Annotated in this window: 9 protein-coding genes; 7 read left to right on the forward strand and 2 right to left on the reverse strand. The window is 74.3% G+C overall.

Annotated elements, in window-relative coordinates; genetic code table 11:
- Positions 1-170: 170 nt before the first annotated feature.
- The 7 genes from K7B10_RS15855 (at position 171) to K7B10_RS15885 (ending at position 10,426) form a co-directional block, all read left to right on the forward strand.
- Positions 171-401: an Rv0250c family protein gene (locus K7B10_RS15855; protein WP_229336659.1), complete on the forward strand. Its 231-nt coding sequence runs from the start codon at positions 171-173 to the stop codon at positions 399-401.
- A 161-nt stretch (positions 402-562) separates the two neighbouring features.
- On the forward strand, positions 563-1,381 hold the full coding sequence (gene sdhC, locus K7B10_RS15860; protein WP_229336660.1) for a succinate dehydrogenase subunit SdhC: 819 nt from the start codon (positions 563-565) through the stop codon (positions 1,379-1,381).
- A gap of 1 nt (position 1,382) precedes the next feature.
- Positions 1,383-3,302 (forward strand): fumarate reductase/succinate dehydrogenase flavoprotein subunit, encoded by a 1,920-nt coding sequence (locus tag K7B10_RS15865; RefSeq protein WP_229336661.1) that lies wholly within the window; start codon positions 1,383-1,385, stop codon positions 3,300-3,302.
- On the forward strand, positions 3,299-4,072 hold the full coding sequence (locus K7B10_RS15870; RefSeq protein ID WP_229336662.1) for a succinate dehydrogenase/fumarate reductase iron-sulfur subunit: 774 nt from the start codon (positions 3,299-3,301) through the stop codon (positions 4,070-4,072). Before K7B10_RS15865 ends, K7B10_RS15870 begins: the two co-directional genes overlap by 4 nt.
- A 78-nt stretch (positions 4,073-4,150) precedes the next feature.
- On the forward strand, positions 4,151-7,480 hold the full coding sequence (locus tag K7B10_RS15875; protein WP_229336663.1) for a serine/threonine-protein kinase: 3,330 nt from the start codon (positions 4,151-4,153) through the stop codon (positions 7,478-7,480).
- Positions 7,481-7,546: 66 nt separating this feature from the next.
- Positions 7,547-9,673 (forward strand): TPM domain-containing protein, encoded by a 2,127-nt coding sequence (locus K7B10_RS15880; protein ID WP_229336664.1) that lies wholly within the window; start codon positions 7,547-7,549, stop codon positions 9,671-9,673.
- A gap of 33 nt (positions 9,674-9,706) precedes the next feature.
- Positions 9,707-10,426 carry a PspA/IM30 family protein gene (locus tag K7B10_RS15885; protein ID WP_229336665.1) on the forward strand — a complete coding sequence of 240 codons (720 nt, stop codon included), beginning with the start codon at positions 9,707-9,709 and terminating at the stop codon, positions 10,424-10,426.
- Positions 10,427-10,484: 58 nt separating this feature from the next.
- Here the strand turns inward: K7B10_RS15885 and K7B10_RS15890 are convergent, their stop codons facing one another.
- Both K7B10_RS15890 and K7B10_RS15895 read right to left on the reverse strand, forming a co-directional pair.
- Complete coding sequence (locus K7B10_RS15890; RefSeq protein WP_229345107.1) at positions 10,485-13,043, reverse strand: SpoIIE family protein phosphatase; 2,559 nt, start codon at positions 13,041-13,043, stop codon at positions 10,485-10,487.
- 212 nt (positions 13,044-13,255) lie between these two features.
- Entirely contained in the window at positions 13,256-13,684 is a 429-nt protein-coding gene (locus tag K7B10_RS15895) for an ATP-binding protein (RefSeq protein ID WP_229345109.1), read from the reverse strand.
- Positions 13,685-13,831: the final 147 nt, after the last annotated feature.

A 13,831-nucleotide genomic window follows, 5' to 3' on the forward strand; every position in this document is an offset into this window, starting at 1 on the left:
GACGGGCGTTCGCCCGTAAGAGGGATCAAACTGGGAGCGAGGAGGGCGCACGGATTGCGCCTGCGCGCCCGCAATCGCTGCACGTCCCTTCACAACCGGGGACGGGAGGCGCGACACTCGCAGGCGCACATGAGCGTTGCCACCGCAACCAGCGGAAGTGAGGGCAAGTCATGTCCCTGCAAGATGATTTGACCGCCGTACGGCGCAATCTGAACGAGCTGGTCCGCTCGGTGGAACGGCTGGAGCGGGACGTCGAGAACGCGGCCCGGCAGGCTCCGGCCACCCCGCGGGCCCCACGGCAGGAGGGGATGGTCCCGGTACCGGACACCCCGTACGACAGCTCGCTGTGGAAGGACGCCGACGACGAGGGTCTCGGCGCCCGCGACCGACGGGCGCCCTGACCCGACGGGCGCCCTGACCCGGCGGGCACCCTGACCCGGCGGGCGCCCCCGCGCACCCGCGCAGCACCCGTACCTCCGCGCCACCCCAGCACCCCACCCGGCCCAGCCGTCCGCGGCTGGGCCTCGTGGGTCACCCCTCATCACTCCACCCGGAGTCCCCTTTGGCCACAGGCACGGAACCACCCCGGCTGACCGGCGTCCACGACCCCTCCCGGGCCGCGATCGCCGCCCGGCACCTGCGCACCGACCGGTGGTGGCTGGCCCCCGCCGTCACCGCGGCCGGGCTGCTCGCCTTCATCGTCTACTCGACGTGGCGGGCCTTCGCCAACGCCGACTACTACGCGGCCCCGTACGTCTCCCCGTTCTACTCCCCGTGTCTCGCGGAGAACTGCCAGGAGATGCGCGGCGGCCCGAACCTCGACCTGTTCGGCAGCTGGTGGGGCCTCTCCCCCGCGCTGCTGATCCTGGTCTTCCCGCTCGGCTTCCGGCTGACCTGCTACTACTACCGCAAGGCGTACTACCGGGGCTTCTGGGCCTCGCCGCCCGCCTGCGCCGTCGCCGAGCCGCACGCGAAGTACACCGGCGAGACCCGCTTCCCGCTGGTCCTCCAGAACATCCACCGGTACTTCTTCTACGCGGCGCTGCCGGTCGCCGGCATCCTCACGTACGACACGGCACTGACGTTCCGCAACGACCGGTACGAGTGGGGCCACATGGGCCTCGGCACGCTGCTGTTCCTCGTCAACATCGCGTTGATCTGGGCCTACACGCTCTCCTGCCACTCCTGCCGGCACATCATGGGCGGCCGCCTGCGCCACTTCTCCAAGCACCCGGTGCGCTACCGGCTGTGGGGCTGGGTCAGCCGGCTCAACTCCCGCCACATGCAGCTCGCGTGGGCCTCCCTGATCAGCGTGGCCCTGTGCGACTTCTACGTGTACCTGCTGGCCAGCGGCACCTTCACCGATCCGAGGTTCTTCTGAGATGGCTCAAGTCGACCGGCAGCAGTGGGACGTGGTCGTGGTCGGCGCGGGCGGCGCCGGGCTGCGGGCCGCGATCGAGGCCCGCGAGCGCGGCAAGCGCACGGCCGTGATCTGCAAGTCCCTCTTCGGCAAGGCCCATACGGTGATGGCGGAGGGCGGGATCGCCGCCTCCATGGGCAACGTCAACGAGGGCGACAGCTGGCAGGTGCACTTCCGCGACACCATGCGCGGGGGCAAGTTCCTCAACCAGTGGCGGATGGCGGAACTCCACGCGAAGGAGGCTCCGGACCGGGTCTGGGAGCTCGAGACCTGGGGCGCGCTCTTCGACCGGACGCCGGACGGGAGGATCTCCCAGCGCAACTTCGGCGGCCACGAGTACCCGCGCCTCGCGCACGTGGGCGACCGGACCGGCCTGGAACTGATCCGCACCCTCCAGCAGAAGATCGTCCAGCTCCAGCAGGAGGACTTCAAGGAGTGCGGGGACTACGAGGCCCGGCTCAAGGTCTTCCAGGAGTGCACGGTCACCAGGGTCCTGAAGGATCGGGGCACGAGCGGCGGGGAGAGGGTCTCGGGGGCCTTCTGCTACGAGCGCGAGTCCGGCCGGTTCTTCGTCCTGGAGGCCCCGGCGGTGGTCCTGGCCACGGGCGGGATCGGCAAGTCCTTCAAGACCACCTCCAACTCCTGGGAGTACACCGGCGACGGACACGCGCTGGCCCTGCTCGCCGGGGCGCCCCTGCTGAACATGGAGTTCGTGCAGTTCCACCCGACCGGCATGGTCTGGCCGCCCTCGGTCAAGGGCATCCTCGTCACCGAGTCGGTGCGCGGCGACGGCGGGGTGCTGCGCAACAGTGAGGGCGAGCGGTTCATGTTCGACTACGTCCCGGACGTCTTCAAGGAGAAGTACGCGGAGTCCGAGGAGGAGGGCGACCGCTGGTACGAGGACCCCGACCACAACCGGCGCCCGCCCGAGCTGCTGCCCCGCGACGAGGTGGCCCGGGCCATCAACTCCGAGGTCAAGGCCGGCCGCGGCTCCCCGCACGGCGGGGTGTTCCTCGACGTGTCCACCCGGATGCCGGCCGAGCGGATCAAACGTCGGCTGCCCTCCATGTACCACCAGTTCAAGGAGCTGGCGGACGTGGACATCACCGCCGAGCCGATGGAGGTCGGCCCGACCTGCCACTACGTGATGGGCGGGATCGCGGTGGACTCCGACACCGCCGCGGCCGTCGGGGTCCCCGGCCTGTTCGCGGCAGGTGAGGTCGCGGGCGGCATGCACGGCTCGAACCGGCTGGGCGGGAACTCCCTGTCCGACCTGCTGGTCTTCGGCCGGCGGGCCGGGCTGCACGCCGCCGAGTACGCCGACGGCCTCGCCGGAGCGCTGCCCGCGGTCTCCCAGGCGGAGATCGACGCGGCGGCGACGGAGGCGCTGGCCCCGTTCCACGCCGCCGATGGCGCGGAGAACCCGTACACGCTCCACCAGGAGCTCCAGACGACCATGAACGACCTGGTCGGGATCATCCGCCGCGAGGGCGAGATGGCCGAGGCCCTGGAGAAGCTGGCGGGTCTGCGCGTACGGGCGGCCCGGGCCGGGGTCGAGGGGCACCGGCAGTTCAACCCCGGCTGGCACCTCGCCCTGGACCTGCGGAACATGCTGCTGGTCAGCGAGTGCGTGGCCCGCGCGGCCCTGGAGCGCACCGAGAGCCGCGGCGGGCACACCCGGGAGGACTGCCCGTCGATGGAGCGCGCCTGGCGCCCGGTGAACCTGCTGTGCCGTCCGGTGGAGCCGGCGCCCGAGGACCCCGCGGCCGACCGGATCGTCCTCGTCCGCACCCGTACCGAACCCGTCCGCCCCGACCTGCTCGCGCTCTTCGAGAAGGAAGAGCTGGCCAAGTACCTCGCCGAAGAGGAGCTGTACGAATGAGTACGTACGACGCGAGCTTCCGGATCTGGCGGGGCGACGCGGAGGGCGGATCGCTCAGGGACTTCACCGTCGAGGTGCACGACGGCGAGGTGGTCCTGGACATCGTCCACCGGCTGCAGGCCACGCAGGCCTCGGACCTCGCGGTGCGCTGGAACTGCAAGGCGGGCAAGTGCGGCTCGTGCAGCGCCGAGATCAACGGCCGGCCGCGGCTGATGTGCATGACCCGCATGTCCACCTTCGAACGGTCCGAGACGATCACGGTCACGCCGCTGCGCGCCTTCCCGGTGGTCCGGGACCTGGTGACGGACGTGTCGTTCAACTACGAGAAGGCGCGCGAGGTCCCGGCCTTCGTGCCGCCGCAAGGGGTGGCTCCGGGGGCGTACCGGATGCAGCAGGTGGACGTGGACCGCTCGCAGGAGTTCCGGAAGTGCATCGAGTGCTTCCTGTGCCAGGACACCTGCCACGTGGTGCGCGACCACGAGGAGAACAAGACCGCCTTCGCCGGTCCCCGTTTCCTGATGCGGGTGGCGGAGCTGGACATGCACCCCCTGGACGCGGCGCAGGAGGCTGGCCTGGACCGCAAGCGCACGGCCCAGGAGGAGCACGGGCTCGGCTACTGCAACATCACCAAGTGCTGTACGGAGGTCTGCCCGGAAGGCATCAAGATCACCGACAACGCGCTGATCCCGCTGAAGGAGCGGGCGGTGGACCGCACCTACGACCCGCTGGTGTGGCTGGGCAACAAGATCCGCAGGCGTGCCGATCTGTAGCACCCCCGGCCGTTCACTGGGCAGGACACAATGCCCCCTGGGAAAACGTCGTATGACGTGATGTCAGGGGGCTCTGCGGTGCGGGTGGGGGATGAACTGGCCGGCCGGTACCGGCTGGAGCGGCGGCTCGGCCAGGGCGGCATGGGCGAGGTGTGGCGCGGGCACGACCTGGTGCTGGACCGGTCCGTGGCGGTCAAGGTGCTGCTGGAGGCGGCCACGAACGACGAGGTGGTCGCGCGGTTCAGACGCGAGGCCACGATCGGGGCGCGGCTCCAGCACCCCGGGATCACCGTGGTGCACGACGTGGGACAGCAGGACGGCCGGCTGTTCATCGTGATGGAGCTCCTCTCCGGCGAGGACCTGTCCACGGTGCTGGCGCGGGACGGCGGGCTCGCCGTGGACCTCGCGGTGGACCTGGCCGCGCAGACGGCGGAGGCGCTGGCCGTCGCGCACGGACAGGCCGTGGTCCACCGGGACTTGAAGCCCGGCAACCTGTTCCTGCTGCCGGGTTCGCGGATCAAGATATGCGACTTCGGGATCGCGCACTCCGCGGAAGCGACCGCCGGCTGGACGGTGACGGGGCGGATCATCGGCACCCCCGCGTACATGGCGCCGGAACAGTGGCGGGGCGAGCGGGTGGGCGCGCGGTGCGATCTGTACGCGCTGGGGTGCGTGCTGTACGCGCTGGTGAGCGGGGCACCGCCGTTCGGGCAGGCCGAGTCGCCGTACGTGCTGATGCACCGGCACGTCGCCGAGGCGCCGCTCCCGCTGCGCGAGGCGGGGACGCCGGTTCCGGTGGAGCTGGACCGGCTGGTGCTGGCCCTGCTGGCGAAGGAACCGGCGGACCGGCCGGAGTCGGCGGAGGCGGTGGGCAAGGCCCTGCGCAGCCTCCGCGCGGGCGGGAACGGGGGCGCGACGGGGTACGGCCCAGTGGAGCCCCGGCCGGAGCCGGGTCCCGGCCCGGCCGCGCGGGCGGGGGAACCGGCGGCCGGCGGGCGGCCACCGGGTGCGGAGACCACCGAGGAAGCGGCCGAGGACGGGGCCGGGGCCGGGCGGGCGGCGGGGCCGGAGCGCGGGTCCGGCGACCGGCCGCCGGGATCGGGGGCCGGGGCGGATTCCGGGGCGGATTCCGGGATGGCGGACGGGTCGGGGGGAGTGGAGCCGGCTTCCGGGCCGGCCGCCGGGGCGGATCCCGGCCCCGACCCGGCCTCGGGCGTGGCTTCCGGGGTGCGGGAGTTCGTACGGGAGCTGCTGGCACAGGCGCAGGAGGAGCTGCGCGGGCGGCCGGGTACCGGCGACGCCCGCGTCGAGGTGCTGGCCGTCGCCGCCGATGCCGCGGCCCGCTTCGACGCGGAACTCGCGGCCTCGCTGCTCGCCGAAGCGGAGAGCGCGGCGTGGACCGACGGCCGGGGCGACGGGGCCGGCGTGGCCCGGCTGCTGACGGCGCTGGCCCGGACCACCGCCCCGCACGCCCCGGCGCGGGCCCGGCGGCTGCTGACCGACGCGCAGCAGGCGCTGTTCACGGTCTTCGGCCCCCGGCGGGAAGCTCCGCTGCGCGCGCTGGCGGAGGAACTGATCAAGGTGGCCCCCGAGCAGGCCTCCCAGATCGCCGGCCACCACCTCGGCGGACGCCCGGCGCCCGGCGGGCTCCGCGCCCGGATCGAGGCGGCCCTCGTGGCGGCGCTGCCCGAGGAGGCCGAGGGCAGGCTGTCCCGGATCCAGGACCCGGGACAGCGGGCGGCGGCCACGTACGACACGGTGCTCGCCGTCGCCCCGCGGGACCTGGAGACGGCCCTGCGCCTGAGCGAGCGGATCGGCTCCGCCGGGGCCCGCCTGCTGGCGCTGTGCCAGGTGGCCCAGGACCTGGCCGCGGCCGGGGACCGGGCGGGCGGGGCGCGGGCCCTGCAGCAGGCCGAGGCCGCGCTCCCCGAGGTGCTGGAGGAGCGGGCCGCCTGGCTGCGCGAGGAGGCGGACCACCAGGAGGGCGACGGCGGCCGCGTCCAGGCCGAGCGGCTGCGCACGCGGGCCGGCGCCCTGTTGCGCGGCCGCCCCGAGACGGCCGGCGACGAGAAGGCCGACCACGCCCTGGCCGCGCTCGCGGCGGCCAGGGACCGGGTGGCCGCGGCCACCCGGCCCGCGCCGGAGCCGGCGCGGGCCCGGGAGCGCGCGGAGCAGGCCCGCGCCCTGCCCGAACCGGCGGACCGGGCCCGTGCGCTGGCCCGGATCGCCCGGGACTGCGTGGCCGCGGCGGGTACGCCCTGGCTGCCGGAGGTGGCGGCCGGTACGGGGAGCCCGCCGCCGCCCGCGCTGACCACGCTCGGCGAGCGGGTCCCCGCCCCGCGGCCGCCCGACGCGGACGGGCGGCGGTGGCAGCAGGGCGGCCGCCCGGACGCCCTGCACTGCGCCGGGGACGGCCTGGTGCGGCGGTCGGGGGCCGAAGTGGGCTGCGTACGGGCCGACGTGGGTGCGCCGCGCTGGACGGCGTACGCCGACGAGGGTGCGATCGCGCCGCCGCTGCCGGGGACCGGGCGGCTGCGGGTGTCCTGCGTGGCGGATGCCGCGACGGTGTACGTCGCCGTACGGCGGGAAGGCGGGGCGGGCGTACGGCTGGTGGCGCGGGAGCAGCGCGACGGGCGGGTGCGCTGGTGGCGGGACCTGCCGGAACAGGGCGCGGGTGTGCTGTGCGGCGCCGGGCCGGTGCTGGTGCACCGGGCGGCGAACGGCCTGACCGCGCTGCGGGCGACGACGGGCGGGGTGGCGTGGGAGCACACGCTGCCGGGGGTCCGGTCCCTGCAGGCGGTGGGCGGCTGCCTGGTCCTGGCGGACGACGCGTGGTTCCGGGCACTGGACCCGTCGGACGGACGGCAGCTGTGGGGACACGTCCGGGGTTCGGAGCCCGTCGGGCCGACGCCCGGCGCGCAACCGGTGCACCTGGTGGACGGCACGCGCCTGTACGCCCTGGACCGCGACACCGGACGCCTGCGGTGGCGGTTCGCCCCCGGGCTGCGGATGGCGCGGCCGCTGGTCGAGCGCGACACGGTGTACGTGGCGGCGCACCGGCAGTTCCACGGGGACCTGGTGCTCGCGCTCGACGCGCGCACCGGGGCGGTGCGCTGGCGGCGGACGGTGGCCCGGAACGAGGGGAGGGGAGCCCGGGACGAGGAGGCGGGGAGCTCGCTCGAACTGCTGGGCCTGCGGCCGGGCGGGCTGTACGTGAAGGCCGCCCGGGGCGGCCGGCGCGGGCTGCTGGGCCGGGAGCTGGGGCCGTTCGTGGCGGTGCTGGATCCGGCATCGGGCAGACCGCTCCGCCAGTGGGAGCACCCGGGGCTCGGCGGCGGGGACACCCTGCTGATCGGCGACCGGCTCGTGCTCTCCGCTCCGGCGCTGGCGGCGTACGACCTGCCGTAGCGGTCGCCGACCGCGGCGGTGCTCCGGGTGCGAGGGGCCTGAAGCGCCCATACCCTCCCAAATGTGATGCCGCCCAGGAGCAGGTCGAAGCGACGCACCACTGCCGGGATATCCGTACGGGCCGGGCTCGTCCTGGCCGCCGCGCTGCTGGGGCTCGGCGGCTGGGGGCCGGCCGGGGCGCCGGCCGCCCGGGCCGAGGATCCCGTCACGCTGTCGCAGCAGGGGCAGATCACCGACCGCGTGGGCGCCCTCGGCGACCGGACGGCCGCCGTCACCGCAGCGCTGGAGCGGCTGTACGCCGGCCACCGGATCCAGCTCTTCGTGACGTACGTGCACGATTTCTCCGGGCGTTCCGCGCAGAGCTGGGCGGACGCCACCGCGCAGAAGAACGGCCTCGGTCAGGACGACGTACTGCTGGCGGTGGCGACCGGGGCCCGCCAGTACGCCTATTCGGCCGATGTCGACTCCGGTTTCACGCAGGCCCAGCTCGCGGACGTCGCCCGCACCGCCATCGAGCCCGCGCTGCGGCAGAACGACTGGGCGGGGGCCGCGATCGGCGCCGCCGAAGGGTACGGGGCCGTGCTCGACGGGAAGCCCGTACCGGTGCCGGCCGTCACCCCCGGCGTCGCGAACCCCGGCGGCGGCGCGGACGAGGGCGGCGGGGCCGGGGACTACGTGCTCCCGGTGGTGGTCGTCGGCGCGGCGGGGGCCCTCGGGGCGTACGCGTACAGCCGCCGCAAGCGCAAGGGCGGCCGGGGCGGCGGCTCCGGTACGACGGGCTGGGGCGGGCAGCCCTCGACCACGACCGCGCTCCCGCTGCCCGAACTCGACGCCAAGGCCAAGGCCCTGCTGGTGGAGACCGACGACGCGATCCGCACCAGCGACGAGGAGCTCGGCTTCGCCTCCGCCCAGTTCGGAGACGAGGCGGTGGGCACCTTCACCGCGGCCGTGGCCTTCGCCCAGAGCGAGCTGACGGCCGCGTTCCGGCTGCGCCAGCAGCTCGACGACGCGTACCCGGAGGACGATCCGACGCGGCGGCGGATGCTGGACGAGATCGTGGCCCGCTGCACCGAGGCGAACCGGCGCCTCGACGCCGAGTCGGCCGACTTCGACCGGCTGCGGGACCTGGAGAAGAACGCCCCGCAGGCGCTCGCCACGGTGGAGGCGCACTTCCGTGCGCTGACGGGCCGTACGACGACGGCCGAGGCGACGCTGACCGCGCTGACCGGGCGCTACGCGGACTCGGCGGCCGCGCCGGTGGCCTCCAACGCCGAACAGGCCAAGGACCGGCTGCTGTTCGCGACGACCAGCCTCGGCGAGGCGCGGGCGGCGATCGACGGCGGCGACAACGGGAAGGCGGCCGTGCACGTACGGGCCGCCGAGGGCGCGGTGGACCAGGCGGCCACGCTGGTCGACGCGGTGGAGCGGCGGGCGCAGGAGCTGGCGGAGGCGGCCGGGAAGCTGCCCGGGGCGATCACGGAGACGGACACCGATCTCGCCGATGCGCGCGGCCTGCTGACCGGCACCGCGGAAGGGGCCTCGACGGCGGACCTGCGCGGCCGGATCGGCCGGGCGGAGGCGGTCCTGGCCGACGTACGCCGGGAGCAGGCGGCCGGCCGGTACGACCCGATCGACGCCCTGCGCCGGGTGGAGGAGGCCGACGCCGTCCTGGACGAGGCGCTGGCCGGGGCGCGGGAGCGGGAGACGGGCCGGCAGCGGGCGGCCGCCCTGCTGGACCAGGCGATGCTCTCGGCGCGCAGCGCGATCGGGGCGGCGACGGACTACGTCACCACGAGCCGGGGCGCGGTCGGCAGCCAGGCCCGGACCCGGCTGGCGGAGGCGCGGCGGCGGCTGGAGCGGTCGCAGGCGCTGGCGGGCTCGGACCCGGCGGGCGCGCTGGCGGAGGCGCAGCGGGCGGACGGGCTGGCGCGGCAGGCGCAGGAGCTGGCGGAGCAGGACGTACGGGCGTACGAGAACCCGTACGGCGGGCAGCGCCGGAGCGGGGGCATGGGCGGCGCGGTCCTCGGCGGGATCATCCTGGGCGAGATCCTGGGCGGCGGCCGGGGCCGGGGCGGGGGCGGAGGCTTCGGTGGGGGCTTCGGGGGCGGCGGCTTCGGCGGCGGGGGGCCCGGCCCGGGCTCGTTCGGCGGCGGGGGCACCCGTGGCCGCATGGGCGGCGGCGGCCGTTTCTGACCCACTCTTCCCCACCCCGTGGAAAGGGCACCGATGAGCAAGCAGAGCATCCTCGGCCGCGTCACCCAGCTCGCGAGGGCCAACATCAACGCGCTGCTGGACCAGGCGGAGGACCCGCAGAAGATGCTGGACCAGCTGATCCGCGACTACACGAACAACATCGCGGAGGCGCAGGAGGCGGTCGCCACGACGATCGGCAACCTGCGGATGCTGGAGGCGGATCACGAGGAGGACGTGGAGGCGGCCGCGGAGTGGGGCGGCAAGGCGCTGGCGGCGAGCCGGAAGGCGGACGAGCTGCGGGCGGCGGGGGCCGTGGCGGACGCGGACAGGTTCGACACCCTGGCGAAGGTCGCGCTGGGCCGCCAGCTCCGGTCGGAGAAGGAGGCGAAGACGGCGGAGCCGACGATCGCCGCCCAGACGGAGGTCGTGGACAAGCTCAAGTCCGGGCTGGACTCGATGAAGAACAAGCTGACGGAGCTGACGGCGAAGCGCGACGAGCTGGTGGCCCGCGCCAAGACCGCGCAGGCGCAGAACACGATGATGGACGCGGTGAAGAACATCGACGTCATGGACCCGACGAGCGACATCGCCCGCTTCGAGGACAAGGTCCGGCGGGAGGAGGCCCGGGCGCTCGGCAAGCAGGAGCTGGCGGCCTCGTCCCTGGACGCCCAGTTCGAGGCCCTGGACGACCTGGGCACGTCCTCGGAGATCGAGGCCCGGCTGGCGGCGCTCAAATCCCGCGGGGCCGCGTGACGAAACCGCCGGGCGGGGTCCGCGGGGGCTCTGCTCCCCCGGCCCCGCCCGGCGGCGCTCAGCCGTACATGCTCAGCAGCTGCTCCGCCGACAGCTCCGTCACCGGCTCCGACCCGCCGCCCGGCAGCGGGAGTTCGAACCACACCGTCTTCCCCCGGTGGGTCCGCCGCGTGCCCCAGCCCGCCGACAGCATGCCGACCAGCTGGAGGCCGCGCCCGCCCTCGTCGGTGTCCCGGGCGCGGCGGCGGCGCGGCTGCACCAGATTGCCGTCCCAGACCTCGCAGACCAGGGTGCGGTCGAGCAGCAGGCGCAGCCGGATCTCGCCCTCGCCGTACCGCAGTGCGTTCGTCACCAGCTCGCTGACCAGCAGTTCGGTGGTGTCGAGCAGCCCCTCCAGCCCCCACGCCGGGAGCTTCGCCCGTGCCAGCTCCCGCGCCCGGCCCACCGAGCGGGCCTCACGCGGCAGCTGCCAGTCGCCGACGGCGTCGATCGGCAGCCCCTGCACCCGTGCCATCAGCAGCGCGATGTCGTCCTCGCCGTGCCGGGTGTTCAGCGTGTTCAGCACGTGGTCGCAGACGTCCTCCAGCGGCCGCACCGGGTCGGCGAGCGCGTCCCGCAGTCCGCGCAGCCCCTCCTCCAGCGGGTGGTCGCGGGATTCGACCAGCCCGTCCGTGTAGAGGGCCAGCAGGGCGCCCTCGGGGAGGTCGACCTCCACCTCCTCGAACGGCTCCCCGCCCACCCCGAGCGGCATCCCGGGCGGCACCTCCAGCAGCAGCGCGGGCCGCGGCGGGGCGCCCGGTTCCGCCGGCTCCACCAGGACCGGCGGCATGTGCCCGGCGTTGGCGATGGTGCAGCGCCGGGTCACCGGGTCGTAGACGGCGTACACGCAGGTCGCGAGGTACACCTCCGAGCGGTCGGCGTCCCGCGAGTGCAGGGCCGCCCGGGAGGCCTGCTGGGCGCCGCCGGGTGCGCCGAGCCCGCGGGCGATCTCGTCCAGCGCGGTCAGCACCTCCGCCGGTTCCAGGTCCAGCAGCGCCAGGGTCCGTACGGCGGTGCGCAGTTCGCCCATCGCGACGGCGGCCCGCAGCCCCCGGCCCATCACGTCGCCGACGACGAGCGCCGTGCGGTGCCCCGGCAGCTCGATGACGTCGAACCAGTCCCCGCCGACCTCGGTGGCCGCGTTCCCGGGCAGGTACCGGCAGGCGATGTCCAGGCCGGCCGCCTCGGGGTCCCCGGGCGGCAGCAGGCTGCGCTGGAGGATCAGCGCCCGCTCGTGCTCGCGCCGGTAGAGGCGCGCGTTGTCGATGCAGACGGCGGCACGCGCGGCGAGCTCGACGGCCACCGCCCGGTCCCGTTCCCCGAAGGGCTCGCTGCCCTTCGTACGGGAGAACTGGGCGAGCCCGACCACCGTGTCGTGCGCGACCATCGGCACGACGAGCGTCGACTGGACGAGGTCGTCCGCTCCGCCGCCCTCGATCAGCCGGGGCCGCGCGGTCCGCAGGGCCAGCGCCCCCGGCGAGGCCGCCGGATAGCGGTGCACCTCCCCCACGGAGACGGCCGCGCCCGGGTCGGACAGCGGACCGTCCGAGACGGCCGAGGCGAAGGCGACCCGCCGCAGCGGCGGGGAGGGGGCCCGTTCGGGACCGCGCCCGTGCGGCAGCGGGGGCACGCCGGGCCCGTGCGGCCGCGCGGGCCTGTCGTCGTCGCCGAGCAACAGCCCCTGGTAGAGGTCGACGGCGGCGAGGTCGCAGAAGCCCGGAACGGTCACGTCCAGCAGTTCGCGGGCGGTGGTCTCCAGATCGAGGGAGTTCCCGATGCGGTGTCCGGCCTCGTTGAGCAGGGCGAGATTGCGCCGGACCCCGGCGGCCTCGCGCGCGGCGAGGTGGCGGCGGGTGACGTCGGTGCCCAGGCCGGCGACGCCGATGGGGCGGCCGGTGCCGCCGTGGACGCGGTAGAGGTTGATGGACCAGTGGCGGTGGTCCCGGCTGCCCGGGGCGGCGCCGGTGATCCGGAGGTCGGTGACGGAGTCTCCGGTCTCCAGGACCCGCCGCAGGGCCTCGGCCATCCGGTCGGCCTCCTGGGCCGGGAGGTAGTCGTGGACGGTGCGCCCTCGGTGCTCCTCGACGGCACCGCCGAACACGGTCGCGAAACCGCGGTTGGCGCGCTGCACGGTGAGGTCCGTACCGAAGAGCAGGAAGCCGAAAGGAGATTGGCCGAATATGGCCTGCGAAGCTGCAAGATCGGATTCGATGCGGCGCAGCGCGCGTACGTCGACGACGACGCACAGCGCGGCCCGTTCGGCGGTCTCGGTCTGGGTGGGCATCACGTAGATCTCGGCCACGCCGTGCGCGCCGTCCCCGCCGGGAATGCGGAAGGGGACGAGGCCGGTCCATTCCTTGCCGTCGAGGATCTCGGCCATTCTGCGGTGGCCGTCGGCGCGCAGCTCCGGCGGCATGAAGGCGTCCACCGGGTCCCGGCCCACGGCCTGCCCGGCGGTCAGCCCGAACAGCTCCTCGGCGCGCAGGCTCCACTGGTCGACGAGCCCGTCGGGTCCGATGGAAAAGGACGCGACCTTTATGTAGTCATATATCGAGCCAGGCGGGCTGCTGTGCCACAGGGAGTCGTGCCATGTCTCCCCGGGCACACGGGCCTGATGTGCCTGCGCAGGTATCTCGCTCACGCGACCGTCCCCTCCAGCTCACCGCAACCGGACCGGCCATGACCGAAGTATTCAGCACCACGGCCCCGCACGGCACGGCGTTCACGATCACAAAAAGGTCCCGACTATTTCGAGCCATGCCCTGTGATCGTCGGCCATCCGTCACCTTGTTACTCACCAGGAAGTGCCAACTCGAACCACACGGTCTTGCCCGATTTCCCGTGGCGGGTTCCCCAGCGCTGCGCCGAGACGGCGACCAGATGAAGCCCCCTGCCGCCCTCGTCGTCCGGCGTCGCCGCCCGTTCGCGGGGCGGATCCGGAAGCGGATCGGAAACCTCCACCAGCAGCGCGGCACCTCCCACCGGACTTCCGCTGGCCGAATTCTGCCGCACCAGCCGGACCCCGATGGGGCCGGAGGCGTACCGCAGTGAATTGGTGACCAACTCGCTGACCAGCAGGACGGTGACATCGCCGACGGAGTCGAGGCCCCAGGAGCTCAGCGTGCCGCGCACGGCGTGACGGGCGGTGCGGACGGCGCCGGGCTCTGCGGGGAAGGCCCACTCGGCGCATTCACCGTCTGTGTCGATCACGCCGATCACTTCCCGGGCCGGCAACGGCCCCAGTCCGATTCCGCAGGGACAGAGCCACGAGAGGCAGTACACGATAGGGACTAATAGCGACATACCCGATATTCGAGGCGTCGTACCACCCGATCCTTCACGCACCGGCGCACTGTGGCGCAGACG

Source organism: Streptomyces flavotricini (genome assembly GCF_020639365.1).
GTDB lineage: Bacteria > Actinomycetota > Actinomycetes > Streptomycetales > Streptomycetaceae > Streptomyces > Streptomyces flavotricini.